This window comes from Exiguobacterium sp. USCH10, assembly GCF_037619445.1.
Classification (GTDB): Bacteria; Bacillota; Bacilli; order Exiguobacteriales; family Exiguobacteriaceae; genus Exiguobacterium; species Exiguobacterium aestuarii_A.
Genome location: NZ_JAQPZO010000002.1, coordinates 268,298 through 290,381, shown reverse-complemented (window position 1 = coordinate 290,381; position 22,084 = coordinate 268,298). Strand labels below are relative to the sequence as shown.

19 protein-coding genes and 2 tRNA genes are annotated in these 22,084 nt (G+C 45.4%); 15 read left to right on the top strand and 6 right to left on the bottom strand.

The window, feature by feature from the left end; genetic code table 11:
- Positions 1-56 precede the first annotated feature (56 nt).
- Positions 57-959, top strand: coding sequence for a deoxyribonuclease IV (locus tag PQI28_RS06085; protein ID WP_214749337.1), 903 nt, complete (start codon positions 57-59; stop codon positions 957-959).
- Between the two features lie 3 nt (positions 960-962).
- Entirely contained in the window at positions 963-1,532 is a 570-nt protein-coding gene (locus PQI28_RS06080; RefSeq protein WP_339962762.1) for a hypothetical protein, read from the top strand.
- 27 nt (positions 1,533-1,559) lie between these two features.
- Here the strand turns inward: PQI28_RS06080 and PQI28_RS06075 are convergent, their stop codons facing one another.
- The 3 genes from PQI28_RS06075 to PQI28_RS06065 all read right to left on the bottom strand — a co-directional run bounded on the left by PQI28_RS06075 (position 1,560) and on the right by PQI28_RS06065 (position 5,521).
- On the bottom strand, positions 1,560-1,730 hold the full coding sequence (locus tag PQI28_RS06075; protein ID WP_012726630.1) for a DUF1427 family protein: 171 nt from the start codon (positions 1,728-1,730) through the stop codon (positions 1,560-1,562).
- Between the two features lie 93 nt (positions 1,731-1,823).
- Positions 1,824-3,989: an RNA degradosome polyphosphate kinase gene (locus PQI28_RS06070; RefSeq protein WP_339962761.1), complete on the bottom strand. Its 2,166-nt coding sequence runs from the start codon at positions 3,987-3,989 to the stop codon at positions 1,824-1,826.
- A 2-nt stretch (positions 3,990-3,991) separates the two neighbouring features.
- Positions 3,992-5,521 carry a Ppx/GppA family phosphatase gene (locus tag PQI28_RS06065; RefSeq protein ID WP_339962760.1) on the bottom strand — a complete coding sequence of 510 codons (1,530 nt, stop codon included), beginning with the start codon at positions 5,519-5,521 and terminating at the stop codon, positions 3,992-3,994.
- Positions 5,522-5,707: 186 nt separating this feature from the next.
- Here PQI28_RS06065 and PQI28_RS06060 point away from each other — a divergent pair, with 186 nt between their 5' ends.
- From PQI28_RS06060 to PQI28_RS06045, 4 genes are read left to right on the top strand one after another with little or no spacing between them, the layout of a single operon-like run.
- On the top strand, positions 5,708-6,469 hold the full coding sequence (locus PQI28_RS06060) for a metal ABC transporter ATP-binding protein (RefSeq protein ID WP_339962759.1): 762 nt from the start codon (positions 5,708-5,710) through the stop codon (positions 6,467-6,469).
- Positions 6,466-7,323, top strand: coding sequence for a metal ABC transporter permease (locus PQI28_RS06055; protein WP_339962758.1), 858 nt, complete (start codon positions 6,466-6,468; stop codon positions 7,321-7,323). Before PQI28_RS06060 ends, PQI28_RS06055 begins: the two co-directional genes overlap by 4 nt.
- Positions 7,316-7,741 carry a Fur family transcriptional regulator gene (locus tag PQI28_RS06050; protein WP_214747940.1) on the top strand — a complete coding sequence of 142 codons (426 nt, stop codon included), beginning with the start codon at positions 7,316-7,318 and terminating at the stop codon, positions 7,739-7,741. The genes PQI28_RS06055 and PQI28_RS06050 overlap by 8 nt, the downstream gene beginning before the upstream one ends.
- Before the next feature lie 36 nt (positions 7,742-7,777).
- A complete protein-coding gene (locus PQI28_RS06045; protein ID WP_339962757.1) occupies positions 7,778-9,166 on the top strand; it encodes an NAD(P)H-hydrate dehydratase in 1,389 nt (462 codons plus the stop codon).
- 39 nt (positions 9,167-9,205) lie between these two features.
- Here PQI28_RS06045 and PQI28_RS06040 read toward each other — a convergent pair whose 3' ends face one another.
- Positions 9,206-9,790 carry a hypothetical protein gene (locus PQI28_RS06040; RefSeq protein WP_339962756.1) on the bottom strand — a complete coding sequence of 195 codons (585 nt, stop codon included), beginning with the start codon at positions 9,788-9,790 and terminating at the stop codon, positions 9,206-9,208.
- Between the two features lie 76 nt (positions 9,791-9,866).
- A complete protein-coding gene (gene ispG, locus PQI28_RS06035) occupies positions 9,867-10,988 on the bottom strand; it encodes a flavodoxin-dependent (E)-4-hydroxy-3-methylbut-2-enyl-diphosphate synthase (RefSeq protein WP_074033343.1) in 1,122 nt (373 codons plus the stop codon).
- A 213-nt stretch (positions 10,989-11,201) separates the two neighbouring features.
- On the opposite strand from ispG, the gene PQI28_RS06030 reads away from it, so the two are divergent.
- Positions 11,202-12,902: a methyl-accepting chemotaxis protein gene (locus PQI28_RS06030; protein ID WP_339962755.1), complete on the top strand. Its 1,701-nt coding sequence runs from the start codon at positions 11,202-11,204 to the stop codon at positions 12,900-12,902.
- Between the two features lie 17 nt (positions 12,903-12,919).
- Here the strand turns inward: PQI28_RS06030 and PQI28_RS06025 are convergent, their stop codons facing one another.
- Positions 12,920-13,378 carry a hypothetical protein gene (locus PQI28_RS06025; RefSeq protein ID WP_339962754.1) on the bottom strand — a complete coding sequence of 153 codons (459 nt, stop codon included), beginning with the start codon at positions 13,376-13,378 and terminating at the stop codon, positions 12,920-12,922.
- Between the two features lie 180 nt (positions 13,379-13,558).
- Between PQI28_RS06025 and PQI28_RS06020 the strand changes: the two genes are divergently transcribed.
- From PQI28_RS06020 to pstC, 8 genes are all read left to right on the top strand, one after another.
- Positions 13,559-15,202, top strand: coding sequence for a Na/Pi cotransporter family protein (locus PQI28_RS06020; RefSeq protein WP_339962753.1), 1,644 nt, complete (start codon positions 13,559-13,561; stop codon positions 15,200-15,202).
- A gap of 107 nt (positions 15,203-15,309) precedes the next feature.
- Positions 15,310-15,383: transfer RNA gene (locus tag PQI28_RS06015), tRNA-Met, on the top strand.
- A 7-nt stretch (positions 15,384-15,390) separates the two neighbouring features.
- Positions 15,391-15,464: transfer RNA gene (locus PQI28_RS06010), tRNA-Ile, on the top strand.
- Between the two features lie 113 nt (positions 15,465-15,577).
- Positions 15,578-17,050 carry an alpha-amylase gene (locus PQI28_RS06005; RefSeq protein WP_339962752.1) on the top strand — a complete coding sequence of 491 codons (1,473 nt, stop codon included), beginning with the start codon at positions 15,578-15,580 and terminating at the stop codon, positions 17,048-17,050.
- Between the two features lie 84 nt (positions 17,051-17,134).
- Complete coding sequence (locus PQI28_RS06000; RefSeq protein ID WP_074033338.1) at positions 17,135-17,743, top strand: superoxide dismutase; 609 nt, start codon at positions 17,135-17,137, stop codon at positions 17,741-17,743.
- Between the two features lie 156 nt (positions 17,744-17,899).
- Complete coding sequence (locus PQI28_RS05995) at positions 17,900-19,963, top strand: peptidoglycan D,D-transpeptidase FtsI family protein (RefSeq protein WP_214782342.1); 2,064 nt, start codon at positions 17,900-17,902, stop codon at positions 19,961-19,963.
- Between the two features lie 153 nt (positions 19,964-20,116).
- Positions 20,117-21,055 carry a PstS family phosphate ABC transporter substrate-binding protein gene (locus PQI28_RS05990; RefSeq protein WP_339962751.1) on the top strand — a complete coding sequence of 313 codons (939 nt, stop codon included), beginning with the start codon at positions 20,117-20,119 and terminating at the stop codon, positions 21,053-21,055.
- A gap of 83 nt (positions 21,056-21,138) precedes the next feature.
- Positions 21,139-22,083, top strand: a complete 945-nt coding sequence (pstC, locus tag PQI28_RS05985; RefSeq protein ID WP_271304605.1) for a phosphate ABC transporter permease subunit PstC — start codon at positions 21,139-21,141, stop codon at positions 22,081-22,083.
- Position 22,084: the final 1 nt, after the last annotated feature.

Genomic DNA, 22,084 nt, shown 5'->3' with positions numbered 1-22,084 from the left:
GTCGGTTCTTCTTTTTGTGTAAACTGAAGATAGAAGCTTATGAAGGGAAGATGATGATGTTAAAAATAGGTTCACACGTTTCGGTATCAGGTAAAAAAATGCTACTTGCAGGTAGTGAAGAGGCTGTTTCATATGGGGCGAATACGATGATGGTGTATACGGGAGCTCCTCAAAATACACGTCGAAAGCCGATTGAGGATTTAAATATCGAGGCTGCACTCACACATATGGCTGCTCACGATATCGAAGAGATTGTCGTCCATGCACCTTATATCATTAACCTCGGAAATACGACAAAACCTGAGACGTTCGAATTGGCCGTTTCATTTTTGACACAAGAGTTGAAGCGTGCTGAAGCACTCCAAGTTGCTCGCCATGTCGTTCTTCACCCAGGGGCTCATGTTGGTGCCGGGGAAGACATTGGTCTTGCCCGGATCATTGAAGGACTGAATGAAGTGTTGACTGGTGACGAACAGGTTAAGATTGCGCTTGAGACGATGGCAGGGAAGGGAAGCGAGCTCGGAAAGACGTTCGAAGAATTGGCAACAATCATAGACGGCGTCACACACAATGATCGTCTCTCTGTTTGTTTCGATACGTGTCACGTACATGATGCAGGCTACGACTTAGTCGGTGATTTGGACGGAGTGATTGAAGAATTCGATCGAATCGTCGGTCTCGACCGTCTCGGTGTGATTCATGTGAATGATTCAAAAAACGTGCGCGGTGCGAGAAAAGACCGGCACGAAAATATCGGGTATGGTGAGATTGGATTCGATACATTAAATCGAATCATTCATCATGAGGCATTTGCACATCTGCCAAAAATTTTAGAGACACCATACATCCCTGTTAGTGAAAAAACGAAAGTGGCACCTTATAAACAAGAAATCGAGATGTTCCGTGCGAATCAATTTGATCCAGAATGGCGTGAACGCTTCACGCTTTCTCATCAATAAGCGATGGCGATCCTTCAGGTCGATCCGAATCGATATGATGTGTGGCACGCATTCCCGACCTATTTTCTTGAGCAGAGTCCCGTTTATGTGAAAGGGTCCGTGACGACCCCGACAGCGTTCATCGAAGTGATGGGACATGGGATTGTGGCAGAGGCAGAGGTATTGTTAGTGGAAATGATTGAACAACCTGACGATCCATACTGGCTTGGCGCTGAGAAGGAAGAGATGGCGACGTATAGCTTGGTCGATTTAATCCAACTTCATTTCCATCATCCGCTTTTGAAAATAGGGATGTATGAGGCGGACGAGCCGTACGAGTCGATTCATCAGAAATGGATGGATGGGTATCACGTTCCCTCATCGAAATGGACAAAAGAGGATTATGAAGCGCATCTGTTTCGGGAAAAGCTTGTCGCTCCGTATGCTCCGGTGACAACATGCTCGGTTTGTGAGATCAATCTTTTCGAACGATACGGAAACGATGCATCGAAATTGATGGAATATCATCTGCAAGATGACGCCGGGATTTGGGTGTGTCCTACCTGCCATAAAGCAATTCATACGTTAGACTAAAAAAACGATGCCAAGGGCATCGTTTTTTTAGAATGGCCAGTTCGCCACGGCAAACTGATATACTTTCATCCCGAGGAAGACCCCGAAGATTCCGACGACACCAGGCAACACCGGTGGAGCCGGTAATGGCAATTTGAGTGCCGTGAAGATGGCACCACAGATTAAGCCAGCGAGTAGTGAAAGCAGAATTTCTTGCATGTATGATTCCTCCGTCTCTTCTAATGAAAGCGCTTTATAATAGCTGAACCGCATTCATTATACAATGACTTTTCCCTTTTGAGAAGTCTAACATCAGTCATCCGTCATTTTCTCATTTTCAGCTCGGAGTCGTAAAACTTCCCGCTCAGCCCAATTTGAGGGTTCTCGTTCAAATACGCTAGGAATGTTGTTCCAACGCCCTCCGGTATACTGATGAATGATAATTTGAGACTGAATCTCTTCTTCATTACTTTCGCGTTTTACATAGACATAACGACCATCAGAACGTTGCCTTCTCGCCTTCACGTTATCGACAAGTTGAAGTGCCATCATATCTTTGATGTACGTTTTATGCGATGCATTGAGGATTGGAAAGAGAATCTCGATTCGCTTCTTCATGTTGCGTGTCATCCAGTCTGCGGAAGAACAATACAAGTCTTCTTTGCCGTTTTGATAGAAATAAAAGATACGTGAATGTTCGAGATACCGATCGATGATTGAGATGACTCGAATGTTTTCGGAGACGCCTTTGATTCCAGGTCGTAAACAACAAATTCCTCGGATAATCAAGTCGATTTTTACACCTGCGGACGAAGCGTCATACAATTTTGTGATGATGGCCCGATCTGTAATCGAGTTCATCTTCGCAACGATTCTACCGTTCCCATACTTCTCGTGTAGTTTGATTTCCTCTTCAATTTTGTTGAGGAAGAAATCTTTCATATCATCAGGTGACGTCTCGAATTGATGCCAAGATGGTCGCTCTCCATAACCGGAGAGCCAGTTGAAGAAGTTCGTGGCATCCTCGGCAAGTTCCTCGTTTGTCGTCAAGAGCCCGATATCCGTGTACAGTTTTGCCGTAGAGTCGTTATAGTTGCCCGTTCCGAGGTGAATGAACCGTTGCAACACACCACCTTCTAAAATACGTACGACGAGTGTGATTTTTGAATGCGTCTTAAGTTCTTTATAACCGTAAATGACGTGGGCGCCTGCTTTTTCAAGTTGTTTGGCCCATTGAATATTTTTCTCTTCGTCAAATCGTGCTTTCAATTCGACGAGGACGGTCACTTGTTTACCGCTCTCTGCCGCATCGGTCAAGGCCTTGATGATCGGAGAGTCCCCAGAGACCCGATACAACGTTTGTTTGATCGCCAGTACGTTCGGATCTTTAGCGGCTTGGACGATGAATCGTACGATTGGATCGAACGAGTGGTACGGGTGGTGAAGAAGATAATCTTGTTTGGCGATACTTTGGAATAAATCTTTTCCGGATTCGAGACCTTCCGGGATAAATGGGATCAACGTCTCATTGATCATGTCGTCATATTCTATCCCAATTTGACTATATATACCGAACAGGAAGGTCAAATCAATCGGACCATCCACAATGAAAATGTCACGGTCGTGCAAATCAAGCACATCTTGAAGCATGAATAACAGTTCTTTTCGTAATGAGCGTTGCTGCACTTCGAGCCGGATGGCGACCCCATAGCGACGTTTTTTCAGCTCTTTTTCAATTTGTTTCAACACATCGCGGCTCCCTTCCTCATGGAAAGGCATATCCGCGTTACGGGTGATCCGGAACGGCATCGTCGACTCGACGACAAACCCTTTAAATAGGGAATCGATAAATTGAATGATCAAATCTTCGAGCAAAATCAAATCGGTATGTTCCTCGTCATCTGTAGGCAGTTCAAGATAACGGGGTAGGACAGAAGGTACTTGAACGAGGGCGAGTCGCTTTTTCCCTTCGTCATTCGAAGCGATTTCAACGGCAATATTTAATGATTTTGATAACAGCATCGGGAATGGACGATAGGCATCCACCGCAATTGGGGTGAGGACAGGAAATACATGCGTCCGGAAATACTCTTTCACAAAGTCTTGTTGCGTCTTGTTCAAATGTTTCGTCCGCAAAAAGCGCACGTTTTGATTGGATAATTGTTTCGTGATTTTCTTATACGTCGCATATTGTGTCTCGACAAGTTCTTGAGCATGCATCGAGATGGCTTTAATCTGTTGCTTCGGAGTGAGTCCGGTCTTGTCTTCCGGACGATTAAACCCCGCGAGCACCTCATCTTTTAAACCTCCGACACGAACCATATAAAACTCATCTAAGTTTGAACTGAAAATTGCTAGAAACTTCAGTCGTTCCATGAGCGGATTTCGATCGTCCACCGCTTCTTCTAGGACACGCTCGTTGAAGTCGAGCCAGCTAAGTTCCCGATTGTTGAAATGTTCGTACGTGTAGTCGGGCATGTTTATTCCTCCTCGTTCAAGACAATCTCAATCGATTGGTCGATTGCGCGTTCTAAGTGCTTTTTGTGTCGAGTGCTTCGTTGCAACTCAAAGCGGGCAGATCCGTTCGTATCAAGTGAGAGTATAAGACCATCTTTTGAGCTAGAGACGTGGATGTCCGTGACGATTTGACGCTCGGTCAAATCGAGCGCGTCGACAAGTTTGACAATCGAACCGAGCAATTCGAGGCTCTTTAACAACTTGTGGTCAAACCACTTCGGAAAAGCCTCGATATGTTGTTCTAACACGCGTTTTGATTTAAATGAAGTAACGAGCGCGAGTGCGAGCCGGTCTTCATTATTCAACCCTTTGAAATCATTCGTCGTGATCAAATGGAATGTGTGATCGCTCTTATTGTTATGGTCGATATATTCGCCGACATAGGCGAGACGACAAGCACCCTCGAGTAGACCAGGCTCGAACGGTTTCGGTTTGATGGCCTTCTCTTCAATCAGTCCGGTATACAGCTGACGAGCCAATCGAATCAAGTGTTGGTGGCGGGTCGGGTTCACATCATATTGTTTTTCAAAATGTCGAAAGCTTTCTTCTTTCACATCAGCAAACCGCACTTTATCATGCCCATGTAAATAGTTCTCATAAAACAATCCTTCTCGAAGTCCGTTATTGCTCATCGTGAATTCCGGAACTTTCAAATATTTCGCAAGCTCACCGATTGCTGTCACAGCCGGGGCGATGATGTCGACCCGATCTTTTGACAGTCCATCCATTCGCCCGAGTTGCTTGCTCGACATGCCGACGAGCTCATCCACGACTTCTTCGAGTTGATCGGATGAAATCGTATATTGATGGATTCCTTCAAGTGGGAAATTCGACATGGTCTGTTCGACGCGAACTAAGTTACGTGCTGTCCCTCCGACGCCGACAAGTGGGACACCATGAGGTTCTAACCATTCGATTTCCTTAAATGCTTTCTTTAAGTATGAGGTCAACGCTTTGCGTTCGTCTTTTGTCATCGTATCGTCTTTCATGAACTCTTTCGTCAAGGTGACAGCACCAAACGGGAAGCTATGATAAAAGACAAGCTCACGATTCTGGAAATAGGTGACCTCCATCGATCCCCCACCGATGTCGACAGAGTAACCGTCTTCAACATACGTCGAATTGACAATGGCAGAGTACCCATAGAATGCTTCTTCATAATCACTTAGCAAGCGAATCGTCATACCCGTAGCGTTTTTCACTTGCTGTAAGATATCATCCGAATTGTTTGCATTTCGGATAGCCGCTGTCGCGACAGGAAGCACATCTGTAACGATATGATAATCGTTCAATTCTTTAAAATGGCGTAGCGTATCAATCAAAGCAGCGATTCCGTCCTCTGTCATTTCATTCGAGTCACTAATATGACTAGATAAACGAGCGACTTCTTTCACGTTTAGGCGCTCGAAATATTGTCCTTCCTCGTTGACTTCAAAGATGACATTCCGAATCGAGTTGGATCCGATATCAATGACTGCCAGTTTCTTTACCATAAAACCATCCCCTTCATATCCTTAGTGTAATCGACAAGGTTTTGGACGAACATATGATTTACGTGATTTTTAAACATTTAGATTAGCGAAAACGGTCTTGCTTGAAGGCGTGTCGGATATTCTGTATAATACAAACGCCTAGAAAGTAGAAATGATTACGATTTATATAATGAGAGAAGGGATTAGATGACAGCATCCGTCGTCAAATTAAACGATGTGTCTTATTACTATGATGGGACGCCGGCATTACAAAACGTTTCGATTGATATTCGACAAGGGGACTTCGTCGCCATCGTTGGAGAAAATGGTTCTGGGAAGTCGACATTGATTCGAACGATTCTTGGTTTACTACAACCACAACAAGGATCCGTTGAACTGTTCGGCAAGCCAATTTCGCAGTTTAAAGACAAGTCTCGTATCAGTTACGTTTCCCAAAAAGCGGCCTCATTTAACTCGGGATTCCCGGTAACCGTTGAAGAAGTCGTGGCGATGGGGAGATATGGCCGCCTCGGTTTATTCAAGCGTCTAAAAATGGAGGACCAGGCAGCGATTCAAAATGCGCTTGAGACGGTCAACATGTGGCAGTTCCGCCATCGTAAAATCGGGGACTTGTCAGGAGGTCAACAACAACGCGTCTTTATCGCTCGGGCGATGGTCAATCAACCTGACTTATTGATTTTAGACGAGCCCACGGTTGGTGTGGACCAGAAACACTTACAGGACTTTTATGAAGTGCTGCATATGCTCAGGGAACATACGACGTGTACATTCGTCCTCGTCACCCACGATTTAAACGTCGTGACGGACCTCGTTACGAAAGTCGTCCATCTCGACCATGGGCGTTTGGCATGTAATTGTGGTCTTCGAGAATATAGCGAGCTCGGTGAACTGGCGTCATCCATTAAACCATATCCCGTGAAAGTGCTTGTCCATGAGGGTACAACATGATTGCAGACTTATGGACATACAGTTTTCTACGTTATGCGTTCATTGCAGCGCTTGTCATTGGTTTTACAGCACCGCTCATCGGCTCGTTTATCGTCGTTAGACGAATGAGTTTGATTGCCGATGCCCTGTCACATATGACGCTTGCCGGTATTTCATTCAGCTTATTTCTCGGGCAATACATCGCCTTATTCGCTGATCTCAATCCTCTCTATATGGGAACGTTGATTTCGGTATTAGCGGCGCTCGGACTCAACTGGTTACGAAGTAAATATGTTCACTTTCAAGAATTATCGATTCCCATCATGATGTCAGCTGGGATGGGACTGAGCGCTATTTTCATCTCGCTCTCAAGAGGATTCTCCGTGGATTTGTCGACGTTATTATTCGGATCAATCTCCGCAGTGAGTCAGTCAGATATCACCTTGATTGTCAGTGTGGCGATCTTAACGGTCCTTGTGATCTTTATCTTCTATAAACAGTTACTGTTCTTGTCATTTGATGAAGAACAAGCGAAAGTCTCAGGACTTCCGAGCACAATGCTCCATATGTTATTCATGTTCATTGTGGCACTTGTCATCGCTGTCAGTATGCGAATCGTCGGCACGCTTCTCGTATCAAGTTTGATTACGCTACCTGTCGCAGCGGCGTTACGTTTCACCTCAAGTTTCAAACAGACAATCCTTTGGTCCATCATCTTTGGTGAAGTTGCGACAATCGGTGGACTCGTCCTTGCTTACGACCTTGATGTCGCACCAGGTGGGGTCATCGTGTTGATCGCGGTCGGTATCTTGGCGGGTGTCATGATTCTTGAGAAAGTGATGAGTTTCAGGATAAAGGAGGTACAACATGAATGAGACTGAACAATTGAATCGTCTTCGTGCATCTTCTTTAAAAGTTACGCCGAAACGTCTTGAGATGTACGCCTTTCTCTCTGAAGAAGATCGCTACGTCAGTGCTAAAGACGTACTGGAATATATGCGGGATAAGCATCCGACGATGAGTTTTGATACGGTTTATCGAAACCTCAAATCTTTCGCTGAGGAAGGGCTACTCGAAGCGACAGAGCTTGAAGGCGAAAAGTCGTTTCGCGTCACATGTAGCGCTTCGCACCATCATCACCATTTGATTTGTCGAAGTTGCGGAAAGACAAAGCTACTCGATTTGTGTCCGATGCGTTTTGTAGAGACAGTGGATCCTGAATTTGAAGTGGTCGATCATAAATTTGAGATATACGGGTATTGTAAAGAATGTAAGCAAAAGGGATTGAATTGATTCAATCCCTTTTTTGTATCGAAAGGGGGAAGTCAGATGATTTACACAGCGAAAGAAATCAAACAGATCGATCAAACCGCCAGTCAAAACGGGATGCCCGAGACAGTATTGATGGAACGAGCGGCTTCGGCAATCGTGCCGAAGATGCAGATAGATTCCTCTTCAACAATTCTAGTGATTTGTGGAAAAGGCAATAACGGCGGAGATGGATGGGTTGTCGCGAGGGAACTTGCGGTGAAAGGTCACAACGTGAGCGTTTGGTCACCACTCGGTGAAAGTAAATCGGAGGCGGCATCGACGCACGCGACTTATGCGGCATCATTCGTTCAAATTATTGAGCAACCGATTACTACGGACATCATCATCGATGCGTTGTTCGGTGTCGGACTCTCAGGACCCGTTTCAGGAAAAGCGAGAGATGTCATTGAATGGATCAATGAACAATCGGCAGAGGTGTTGTCGATTGACATTCCTTCCGGTATGCCGAGTGACCACGCTCGTAAGTTTGATGGCCTGGCTGTTCAGGCGACCTATACTTATTCTTTACATGGCTATAAGCGGACAGCTTTTTTAAACCGCACTGCACCTTATTTTGGACAGCTCGAACGAATCGATATCGGGCTCCCGCATACATCGGACTGGAACGTATTGACCGAATCTGATTTTGATCAATCGCTTTTAGAGAGAGACCGATTCAGTCATAAAACGGATTATGGGCACGGCATATTGATTGGGGGAAGTCGTCATCTCCTCGGAGCCCCATTTATGGCGGGCCGCGCAGCACTTCGCTCCGGGATTGGCTTGTTAAACCTCTCAATCCCAAGGGAGGCGAGTCCTCTCATTTCGACGTTACCTGAAGCGATGTACGACCAGCATACGGATCTCTTGGAAAAAACATACGACGCGATTGCAATCGGTCCTGGAATGGTGGAAGGTGAGGGTTTGGACTTGATTTGGCAACAAGTGACTCGGCAATCGTGCCCCGTCATCGTTGACGCGGGTGCACTATCGACGAAGCGACTTGAAGCACGAGGACCGCTCATCCTCACGCCGCACCCTGGTGAATTTTCTAAATTGACAGGTCGATCAGTTGAAGAGATTGAAAGTGACCGTTTCACCATTGCTGCCGAATTTGCAATAGAGCACCGTGTCCACCTGATTTTAAAAGGGACGTATACCCTTATCGTGGCACCCGATGGAACAGGCGCGGTCAATACAGTGGAAGCCTCTGCCTTAGCCAAAGGAGGGAGCGGCGACGTGTTGACAGGAATTTTGCTCGCATTATGGGCGAGAGAAGGTGGGTCATGGTCACCAAATGAACAAGCAGTCCTTTGGCATGCGCTCGCAGCTAAATCGATCAGTCAAACGATTCATCCAGCAAGTGTACTCGCAAGTGACGTGATTGAAGAACTCGGCCGCATCTAATTAAAAAAGGCAATCCCGTTAGCTGAACGGGATTGCCTTTTAGCGTTGGTTAAGAACCATTTGTTTTTCGATATGCGCAATCTGGTGATGTGCCTCACGCCATGTTGAGATGCGTGTCACACCTTTAGGCAGTGCTTTCCGATTGTAAGGTGCATCGAACAATAGGACGGGGATAGACGTTTCTTCGTGGATGGATACCGCATTCTCATAACGGTCCTCCATGAATAATTCGAGTGACAAGTCTTTGACGACATTGATTTTATCGTGTGATCCGGTCATCACGAGCGAATCGAGTGGAAGTCGGTGACTCGTAATCCATTCTTCTGTAACAGGACGAACCGCTTCGCTCCTTGCAGTGACGTAGTGAAGGTGATGTTGTTGTTTCAACTCCCATAATACGTCCAATACATCGGAATGGGGAAGGGAACGACGATAGATTGCTTCCTCATGTCCTTCTTCAATCATAAACTTCCAAAACTCATGCTGTTTCATCGTGGTGTACGTATGCAGCTCATACTCTGTCGCACGATGATAGTCAATGGAGTAACCAAGTGATTCATTCATATATATAAAGCAACTTCTAGGGTCTGTTACGGTCCCATCTAAATCAATACCGATTCGCATCTCATCACTCCTCCTCACATGCCCTCTATTCTATCAAAAACCCGCACGGTTGCAACCGTGCGGGTAAGGTGATTCATTAATTTGATTGATTAGCAAGCTCTTGTTCTTCACGCTCGCGTTCAGCCATCTTCTCAGCAGCAATCGCGTCGATTTCTTTTTTCAATTCCTCAACCATCGTGGCTTCAGGAACTTTACGGATAATCTTACCGTGGCGGAAAAGAAGACCTTCATTGCGGGCACCGGCGATCCCGATGTCGGCCTCACGGGCTTCACCAGGACCGTTTACCGCGCAACCGAGAACAGCAACTTTAATGTTGACGTTAATGTTTTGGATGTATTCCTCTACTTCTTTCGCGATCGAGATCAAATCGATTTCGATTCGACCACACGTCGGACAAGAGATCAATGTTGCGGCATTTGCAGCAAGACCAAATGACTTGAGCACTTCTTTCGCAACTTTTACCTCTTCGACTGGGTCATCTGAAAGAGAGACACGAACCGTTGAACCGATTCCGAGTGAGAGGATCGCGCCAAGCCCAGCTGCTGATTTAAGTGAACCAGAGAAAAGTGGACCTGATTCTGTGATCCCGACATGGAGCGGGTAATCAAACGTCTTCGCAGCGAGCGTATACGCTTCAAGCGCCAAGTTCACGTCAGAAGCTTTGAGTGAAATGATTGTGTTATAGAATCCGAGATCTTCGAGAATTTTCACGTGGTGCATCGCACTCTCGACCATTCCTTGTGCAGTCGGGTAACCATACTTTTCAAGGAATTGTTTCTCGAGTGACCCGGCATTGACCCCGATTCGAATCGGAATTCCTTTTGCTTTCGCTGCGTTTACGACAGCTTCTACTTTTTCACGGCGACCGATGTTACCTGGATTGATCCGGATTTTATCGACGCCACTTTCGATGGCTTTTAAGGCAAGCTTGTAGTCGAAGTGAATATCGACAACGAGAGGGATGTTAATGCGGCTCTTGATTTCAGCGAGTGCGTCAGCTGCACGTTCGTCTGGACATGCCACGCGAACAACTTGACACCCAGCCTCTTCTAGACGCTTAATCTCGGCGACTGTCGCCTCGACGTCGTGAGTTTTTGTTGTAGTCATTGATTGAATGACGACTTCATTCGATCCCCCGATAATCAAATTACCGACGCGAATCGGACGAGTTAATGAACGATGCAAAATTTCTGACATATACGTAATCTCCTTCTTTTGGAAAGATTCCAATCGATTTAAGAAAATAAGGTTTCTTCATTATCATAACGAAAAGAATGTGAAAAAGCATCTAGGATGCGTAACGGATGTGTGCTCTTTACAAACTCTAACGTTATCTTAACATCTACTTCATAATTTTCCACCGTCTCAGGACCGATATATAGACGAGAATAAAAAAAGAGGTGGCGTTATATGAAATGGAGCTTCAAACGGAATCGAAGGAAGAAAACGCGACGAAATAATCGACCGAATCGTCATTTAAAAATGGCACACCGTCTTCAATGGACACTCATGCCGATTATTTTACTTGTCTTTATCACAACCTTCAGTTGGTTCGCCCTGAAATCTGAACAATTATTATCCGCAGAAATCGAACAACGTCTCATGCGAGAAGTTACGGTCATGCGCGAATCGGTGAAGACATCTTATAGTGCGTACGTTGCAAACGACAAGCAACTAAACCGTTCACTCAAATCCACCTATATGCAACAAGCTTCTATCTTATCGGGGGATGAATTCGAAGCCGCACAATTTTTAGTGCGTGGACAGTCTATTGAGCAATTGAGTGGACCAAAAGGGATGGAGAGAACAGAAACCCTGGAGAAAGTCGCATCGAAGACGAAACCGGAAGTGACAGAAACGGAGCGATACTTAATGGCATCTATCTCCATTCCTGAGTTGAAAGCGGATTATGTTCTCGTCGTAACGAAAGAATCGACACTTGGTCCGATGAATGAGCTACGACGATTGATCATTTATATCTTATTGATTTCGATGATCGGGATGGCAATCCTATTTACACGATTGATTCAGCGCGAAGTCAGACCGTTGAGTATACTTGCCAATTCATTGCGTCATGCCGTAGAATCGCGCCGATTCGATGATGTGTCGCTCGGAGCAAAATCAAAGGAGATTCATATTCTCGAAACTGAGTTCAATATATTCATTCATTTATGGAATCAATCTATGGAAATGATGGGGAAGACGGCAAATGCCTTCCATCAAAGTCTTCCTGTCTTTAAACGGGAATTGATGAATAGTCATCATCAAGTGGAACAGTTCCAAGAAGTCGCAACCACTGTAGAACATACGAGTGATTCGTATCAGATGGTAACGAGCGACTCTACATCAAAAATGAAGGAAGTGACCAAACAAATCGAAATGCTTGGACGTCAAATGGACAGTGTCGATGAGCGAGGGAATCGCTTGAAATCCATTTTACATGATGAACTTGAAACATTTTCTTCTGTCAAAAACGCAAGTGAGTATGTTGAACACCAAGTGGGGAATATTCAGCAAAAACTAATCGAAAGCGAAGCCAACTCGTCAAAAGCCGATGAAGCGCTGAAGAGTATCCTCTCGGTTTCGGCAGCCACAAAGATGCTATCGCTAAACGCATCAATCGAAGCGGCAAGAGCGGGCGAGCATGGGAAAGGATTTGCTGTTGTTGCCAGTGAGGTGGGGAACTTAGCGAAAATGACAAATGAAGCGACACTTCTCGCGGTACATGCAATCGAAGCGCTGAACGAGGAGCGAAAGGACTTATTAGGGGAAGTCAATGACTTTATCAATCAAGTACATGGATTAAAAGATGCTGTTTCACGAGTAGAGAGTGGAATTGGAACGATCGATCACGAAATCAAAGTGCAGTTAGGTGAGTTTCAAACCATTACGGATCATACCTCACACACAGTTAGACAGCTTTTACACTTAATCGAATCAAATGAGCAACTACGAGAAATCAGTTCGTTACTTGAACAAAAATTAGGAGAGCTGAGCGAGGGAGTCAATCGGTGGTCACACGTTCAATCTGCCTTACGATCTGCAGGCGCAGATTTAGAAGGCCAAAGCGAGGCGTTAAATCGAACGCTTGAGGATCTTTCACCAAAATAAAAAACAACGACGAGCGTTCACGAAGACGCTCGTCGTTGTTTTTTTTGAGGTACTTTTGTTAATGGATAGGTGATATATCCAAGTCCAATCACAAAGCCAATCGATATCAATGAAGGGTTCATGTGATACAAAATCACTAATAAAATCGTTGGAACGAGTGTCATCGACACTGCGTATGGCCAAGCTTGGCGGTAAGCCCACATGTTTTTAGAATAGACTCTTGTAAATAATTGAACATATAAAGCCATGAAGGCGACCCAAATTAAATAGAAAAAGAAGATGGCGAACCCGTGTAAGAAGAGCCACATCGGAATGAAAAAGTCAGGGCGGATCACAATAAAGTCCAAGATGGTAATGAGTAGCGTCAATACAAAAGTGGCTCCCATATAGGCGTGAAGCGGAGCGAGGCGGAGGCGAAGGGCTCGTTTTGATGGCACTACGCTCGTTCGAATAAACGTGAAAATGGTAGACAACATGCTAAAAACTCCAATCTGTTATATTACAACATCCGTAAAAACGATAAAAATAGTACAGTGTTTTAATAAAACTTTTACATAAAACGTGTTTACATGAAGATGCCGATGAAGGCATAATGAGTAGGGCATTAAAAACCAAGCAAATCCAACCAATTCTTAATTAAAAGGAGTACAAAAATCGTGGAATACAATTTGCAAGAAATGTTATTCATGTTTTTTGGAGGTCTAGGGATCTTCCTCTTCGGGATCAAATCGATGGGAGACGGACTCCAAAAGTCTGCAGGGAATCGCCTGCGTGACATCCTAGATAAGTATACAACGAATCCATTCCTTGGTGTACTCGCCGGGATTATCGTTACTGTATTGATTCAATCTTCTTCAGGTACAACCGTTATTACGGTCGGACTTGTTAGCGCCGGCTTCATGACACTTCGTCAAGCAATCGGGGTCATCATGGGGGCAAACATCGGTACAACGGTGACGGCATTTATCATCGGATTCGATGTCGGTGAGTATTCACTCCCGATGATTGCAATCGGTGCAGTCTTACTCTTCTTCTTTAAGAAAGAGCGTTTCCAACATCTTGGACAAGTCATCTTTGGACTTGGTGCATTGTTCTACGGTCTTGAGTTGATGGGAGACGGCATGCGTCCGCTCCGCTCAAGTGAGTATTTCATCGACTTGACGCAGTCAATGAGTGACAATCCGTTCCTCGGTGTCATCGTCGGTACTGTATTTACAGTCATCGTCCAGTCATCTTCTGCAACAATCGGAATTTTGCAAGAGCTATATGCAGGTGGTTCAATCGAGTTGGATGCTGCTCTTCCAGTATTGTTTGGTGACAACATTGGTACGACGATCACTGCCATTTTAGCATCAATCGGTGCATCGGTTGCCGCACGTCGCGCAGCTGCAGCACACGTTATCTTTAACTTAATCGGAACGACGATCTTCATGATCTTGTTGATTCCGTTCACAAACTATATTTATTGGATTACAGACTTCTTGGCAATTGAAGACAAGATGCAAATTGCATTCGCTCACGGTACGTTTAACATCGTCAACACGTTGATTCAGTTCTGGTTCATTGGAACGATTGCTTGGATCGTGACGAAATTGGTGCCTGGTGAGGATTCAATCGTCGATACGAAAGCACAGCACTTGGACCCAATCTTCATTCAGCAATCTCCTTCGATTGCAGTGGAGCAAGCAAAATATGAAGTCATCCGCATGGGCGATTTCGCAAAACTGGGTCTCGACGAAGCGCGTAACTATTTGACAACAGGAGATAAAAAACACTCTGAAAAGTCTGCGCATATCGAAGAAGCGTTAAACTCGTTGAATGCGAAAATCACAGATTACCTCGTCAAATTAGCTGCGGTTGATTTGACAGAGCAAGAATCACAAGAGCACAAGACGCTCATGCATGCGATCAACGATATCGAACGAATCGGTGACCACGTTGAAAACATCATTGAGTTGATTGACTATAAGACAGCTACAAAAGTGACACTTTCAGCAGATGCTCAAAAAGAATTGACTGAAATGTATGACCTCACACGCGAAACGTTAGAGAAATCACTTCAGACGTTAGCAAGCGGTGACATGGTCGAAGCACGTAAAGTCATCGAAATGGAAGCGAAGCTCGACATGCTCGAACGTCAATTCCGCAAAAACCACGTTGTTCGTTTGAACACGGGTGCTTGTGATGGACAAGCAGGTATGTTCTTCGTCGACATGCTCTCAAACCTTGAGCGCATCGGTGACCATGCCATGAACATCACAGAAATCACGCTCGAAGATGCAAACGAAGTGACTGTATAAAGATGAAGCACTCCAACTACACGTTGGAGTGCTTTTCTTTTCAATGGAAAGGAATTTCCCTTGACAGTATGGAGCATATTCAGTATATTATTACTGTATAACAACATGGCGGTGTAGCTCAGCTGGCTAGAGCGTACGGTTCATACCCGTGAGGTCGTGGGTTCGACTCCCTCCGCCGCTACTTATAAGGACCCTTAGCTCAGCTGGTTAGAGCAGACGGCTCATAACCGTCCGGTCGTAGGTTCAAGTCCTACAGGGTCCATTTGAAACAACTTTCATTTTGTGAAAGTTGTTTTTTTGTTTTCAATCTAAATTTCGTGGGTAAATAGTCGTTAGCATTTTGTTTTTTGAAAAATATGAAATGAGGCGGACAAAATGGAACGAAATCACACCATGATGCAGTTTTTTGAATGGCATGTCGAAGCGGATCAAAAACATTGGAAGCGGTTAAAAGAGAGAGCTGAAGATTTAAATAAAGCTGGAATTACGGCGCTTTGGTTACCACCTGTCACAAAAGGGCAAAGCGGTGAAGACACAGGCTATGGCATCTATGACTTATACGATTTAGGTGAGTTCGATCAAAAAGGATCGATTGCCACGAAATACGGAACAAAAAAAGAGCTTCTTGAAGCGACAACTTTTTGTCAGCAAGAGCTAGGGATGCAAATTTATATGGACGTCGTCATGAACCATAAAGCAGGCGCGGATGCCACCGAGAAGTTTGACGTGCTCGAAGTGGATCAAAATGATCGCACGAAAGTGCTGTCTGACGAGCCTTTTGAAATCGAAGGATGGACGAAGTTTGATTATGAAGCTCGTGATGGGAAGTATTCTACATTTAAATGGGACTTCACACATTTTAACGGCACCGACTATGATGCAGCGACAGACCGTTCTGGCATCTTCTTTATCGTTGGAGAGAATAAAAGATGGAACGACAATGTCGATGACGAATTCGGTGTCTATGACTATTTGATGTTCGCAAACATCGATTATCATCATCCTGAAGTTCGGGAAGAAGTGTTGAGCTGGGGTAAATGGTTCATTGAGGAAACGAAATGTGACGGATTCCGATTGGATGCAATCAAACACATCAACTATGACTTCGTGAAAGAGTTCAGTCAAACGATGCGTGAAGAGAAAGGCGATCAATTCTATTTCGTCGGAGAGTTCTGGAAGTCTGATCTTGACGCATGCCGTGAATTTCTTGATAACATCGATTACCATGTCGATCTATTCGATGTTCCGCTCCACTATAAATTACATCAGGCGTCAGAGGAAGGGGCCGCATTCGATATGCGCACCATTTTTGATGATACGCTCGTCCAGTCACACCCACTTCATTCAGTGACGTTTGTAGACAATCACGATTCACAACCTGAAGAGGCACTAGAGTCATGGGTAAAAGATTGGTTCAAGCAAATCGCATACGGTCTCGTTTTGCTACGTAAAGATGGCTATCCATGTGTCTTCTATGGGGATTACTACGGCATCGACGGCCCTCACCCGACTGATGGGATGAAACTTGCCATTGATACACTTCTTTATGCCCGTCGGGAAAAAGCTTACGGGGAACAGGATGATTACTTCGATGATGCAAACGTCATCGGCTGGGTACGCAAAGGTGTAGAGGAGATCGAGCGTTCAGGATGTGCCGTTCTCATCTCAACTTCGGACGAGGCTGAAAAGCGAATGTTCGTCGGGGAAGAGCGAGCTGGCGAAACATGGGTCGACTTGACGAATACTCGAGAAGATAAAATTGAGATTGATGAGGAAGGATTTGGGGTATTTAAAGTGGCGGCGGGATCTATTTCGGTCTGGGCGTTACCAGAAGAAGATGTAGAGTGAGGCATTACAATTGAGTCGACCGTCACAAATCTGTTACATTTATAACGAACGTTGTTCAAAACACTTTTAAGGGGGATTTTAGTAATGGCTAAATTTGAATTACCACAACTTGATTACGCATATGATGCACTCGAACCACACATTGACGCACGCACGATGGAAATCCACCACACGAAACACCACAACACTTACGTCACAAACGTAAACAATGCACTCGAAGGAAAAGACGTGGAGTACTCTTCACTCGAAGACTTGCTTCAAAAAATCGATTCGCTTCCTGCTGACATTCAAACTGCTGTCCGTAACAATGGTGGCGGTCACTGGAACCACTCGTTCTTCTGGAAACTCTTGAAGAAAAACGAGAACGGGACACCTTCTGGCGATCTCGCTGCTGCAATCGACGAGTCGTTCGGTAGCTTTGATGCATTCAAAGACGAGTTCACAAAAGCTGCAACTACTCGTTTCGGTTCAGGATGGGCATGGCTCGTCGTGAAGAACGGCAAACTTGAAGTGACGTCTACACCAAACCAAGATTCACCGATCATGGAAGGTGTTACGCCAATCCTCGGACTTGACGTTTGGGAGCACGCTTACTACTTGAACTACCAAAACCGTCGTCCTGACTATATCAATGCATTCTTCCACGTCATCGACTGGGATTATGTTGCGAAATTGTACGCTGACGCAAAATAAGTCGTTTGTCCCGGGATTCTTCATAGAGTCTCGGGTTTTTTTGTGTCTTTCATTAATTTGTAAACAAATTATGATATAGTGAAAAACGGACAAAATAGTAGATGACCGTGTACGCTATACTATAGAAGGAATCGATTGTGGAAGGAGATAACGGACTTGGCAAAAAATCGTGTAAAAGTGCCGAAGAAACGGCGAAACCACTTACCGTTACGTTTAAATTTGTTATTTTTCATCGTCTTCGTTCTATTTGCAACGCTAATCTTTCGATTAGGCGTCGTTCAAATTGTGAATGGGGAATTGATTGCACGTGAAGTTCAAAAAACTGAGTCGAGTAAGATTAAATACGAGGTACCACGAGGGAAGATTTATGACCGTAACGGTCAAGTGCTTGCGGATACGATTTCAAACTACTCGATCATGTACCGTCGTTCGCAAGTGACGAAAGCGGATGAACGCTTAGATGTCGCCAAAAAGTTGTCGGAAATCGTCGATATTCCGAAAGAAGATCGCAAAATGACGGAACGTGACCGCAAGGATTACTGGATTGCAACGAATCCAGAACTCGCTCAAGAACGTACGCAAGCATTGTTAGAGGAGTTACCGGAAGACGAGCGGGCTGCATTGTCCAACCAAGACGTAGACCGGCTCTTACTCGACTCCATCACAGAAGAAGAGATCACGTTCGATGATGCGACAGAAGAAATCATCGCGATCAAACATAATATGGAGAGCGGCTATGCCCTCGACCCACAAGTCATCAAAATCGGCGCAAGCCCAAAAGAGATGGCGGTCATTGAAGAAAACTTAGAAATGTTACCAGGCGTGAGCGTCGAGCCATACTATCAACGGGACTATCCGTTCGATGAGACGTTCAGAAGCTTCTTAGGAAGCTATCGTCAAATCCCGGCCGAACAACGAGCTTCTTATCAGGCGAAAGGATATGGACTGAACGACCGTGTCGGGACGTCCTACTTAGAGCAACAATATGAAGACGTCCTTCGCGGGACGCCTGCATACGATGTGTTCACAACGTATAAAGGTGAACCGGTCGGGGAACCAACTCGCGTGAGCGGGAACCCGGGTAAAGATATCGTTTTGTCGACTGATATCGAATTCCAAAAAGAAGTCGACGAGATATTGAAGAAGGCTATTCGGGCCGGGCGTTCGGGAAGTCCTCATTTCGACCGCGCGTTCGCTGTCGTCATGAACCCGCAAACGGGTGAACTACTCGCTTTGTCAGGGCAAGAGCTTGATTTAGAGACGAATGAGTTCAAAGATGTCTCGACAGGGACCGTACTCCGTGCCAGCCAAATCGGGTCAACCATCAAAGGGGCGACGGTCGCTTATGGATTTGAAGAAGGCGTCGTTGAGCCGGGAGAATATATTTATGACGCGCCGATTAAAATCGGATCGTCGACCAAAGCTTCTTACCGTAACATGGGGAACATAAACGATTTAGATGCACTTGCGATGTCGTCAAACATTTATATGTTCCAAATCGCATTACGTTTGGCTGACTATTATTCGACCGGACAAATTGTCGGGGAAAACGTCACACAGGCATTTGAAACGATGGAACATTACTATAAACAGTTCGGACTCGGAATCGAGACGGGAATTGATTTACCATTCGAGTCGACTGGATTCCGTAGCGTTCCCGACCGTGTCACGCTTCTCATGGATATGTCGATCGGACAGTATATCTCGTACACGCCAATCCAATTGGCACAATATACGTCTACGTTAGCAAATGGTGGTTATCGCATTCAGCCACATTTACTGAAAGAAATCATTGAGCCGGGTTCGCTCGATGAAAACAATAAACAAGTCGTCAGCACGTTCCAACCGAACGCGTTGAATAAAGTCGATATTCAAGACGAGTATATCGAACGTGTTCGTGAAGGATACCGTCAAGGGGTTGAATCTGCATCGGGTTCATCTCGGATTTTGCAACAGACAGGGATGACTGCGGCCGGGAAGACAGGAACGGCAGAGGCCATCGCTGAAGACGAAGATGGCCGAGCGAAACGAGACGCAAGCGGGAAGCCGATTGAGACGTTTAACTCGAACCATGTTGGCTGGGCACCGTATGATGACCCCGAAATCGCATGGGCGATCATCATGCCTGGACTTATGGCGGAAGGAATCAACACGCGGGTCGCGCACGATATTATGAAAGCTTACTTTAACTTAGAAGATGTGAATGCAATGCTTCAATGAAAGGAGTCACTTCGGTGACTTCTTTTTTTGTCTTTACAATTCTTTTACGTTCCGTTTATTTCTCGTTAATAGAAGTTCATTAGGATATTAATTGTAGGACAGAACAACAGATCCACAACAAAAATCAAAGCAAACTCAAGGAGGACGTCACAAATGTCTTGGATGAAAAAATCAGCTTTATTCGCTTCAATCACTTCGGTCGCACTCGTAGGTGCAGCCTGTGGGAACAATGAAGAAGGAAGTGGCGCTGCTGAAGGCGATGCGCTATCAGGAAAAGTCGTCATGGACGGATCATCAACTGTATTCCCAATCATGGAAGCAGTCGCAGAAGAATATTCAGCTGAACAACCAGAAGTTGAAGTGACGGTCGGTGTCTCTGGTACGGGTGGTGGCTTCAAACGCTTCGTGACGGGAGAGACAGACTTCTCGAACGCATCACGTGAAATCAAAGAAGAAGAAGCAGCTGAAGCGGAGAAAAATGGTGTGGAATTCACACAACTCTCAGTCGCACTTGATGGTCTTTCACTCGTTGTCAACCCAGCAAACGATTGGGCACAAGATATCACGATTGAAGAATTGAACAAAATGTGGACAGACACTAGCGTGAAAACGTGGAAAGACGTTCGCTCGGACTGGCCAGATGAAGAGATCTCATTCTTCTCACCAGGTAAAGATTCAGGAACATTCGACTTCTTCAATGAAGCCGTTCTCGACGATACAGACATTCGTGAAGACGCTCAATTGTCAGAAGATGATAACGTCCTCGTAACAGGTGTTGCTGGAACGGAAGGCGCAATCGGATTCTTCGGTTTCGCATACTACATCGAGAACCAAGACACGCTCCGTGCCATGGCAGTCGAAGGAGTAGAACCAACACCAGAAACAATCAATGACCTTTCATACCCACTTTCACGTGAAATTTACACGTATGTCAACAACGCATCGTTGAAAGACAAAGAGCAAGTTGCAGACTTCGCACGTTTCATGAACGAAAATGCTGGTGCACTTGCTGAAGAAGTTGGATATGTCGGTATGGAACAAGCGCGTTACGATGAAAACGCGAAGATGATCGACGAAATCGCTGGAGAATAAGATGATACGTGGCAGAAGGTGAGAGGAACTCTCACCTTCTCGCCATGCTTTCTAGTATGAAGAGGTAGGGAGCGATATACGAGATGAATGAACCAAACAAAGAGCTCTCGATTCGAGAGATGATTGAACAAAATAAACAAAAGAAATATAGTACGACGAACGTGTTTGATAGAATCATGCCGTTCTTATTATTCTTGAGCGCATTCGTATCGGTCGTCACGACAGTCGGAATTGCGTTCACACTTGGCTTTGAGCTATTTAAGTTCTTTGAACGAGTGCCGGTCGCTGAATTTTTAGGAACGACAGAATGGTACCCGCTTAGTGCAGATCAGCGCTTCGGGGTATGGGCACTTGTCATGGGAACGCTCCAAATTACTGTGATTGCGATGATTGTTGCCGTACCGCTTGGCTTAGCGTCTGCCATTTATTTGAGTGAGTATGCCTCAGAGCGGGCACGTCGTGTGCTAAAGCCGATCTTAGAGGTGTTGGCAGGTGTACCGACCATCGTATTTGGTTTCTTCGCGTTGTCATTCATCACACCGATTTTGCAAGCGTTGATTCCGGGACTTCAAATTTACAATGCACTTAGTCCAGGAATTGTCGTCGGAATCATGATTATTCCGATGATTGCTTCCATCTCTGAAGATGCGATGAGTGCGGTGCCGAAGAAAATTCGGGATGGTGCGCTCGGTCTCGGTGCGACACGCCTTGAAGTGGCAACAAAAGTTGTCATGCCTGCAGCGACGTCTGGAATCATTGCCTCGATCGTTCTCGGAATGAGCCGTGCGATCGGTGAGACGATGATTGTTACCATCGCGGGTGGTTCGCAGCCGAACTTCGAGTTCAATCCGCTCAATGCGATTCAGACGATGACAGCATATATCGTTCAAATCGCAAAAGGTGACGCAGGTTACGGAACAATCGAATATTACAGTATCTATGCGGTCGGTGCGTTGTTGTTCGTCTTCACTCTGTTGATGAACTTGCTCGCAAACTGGGTGACGCGCCGCTTCAGAGAGGAGTACTAAT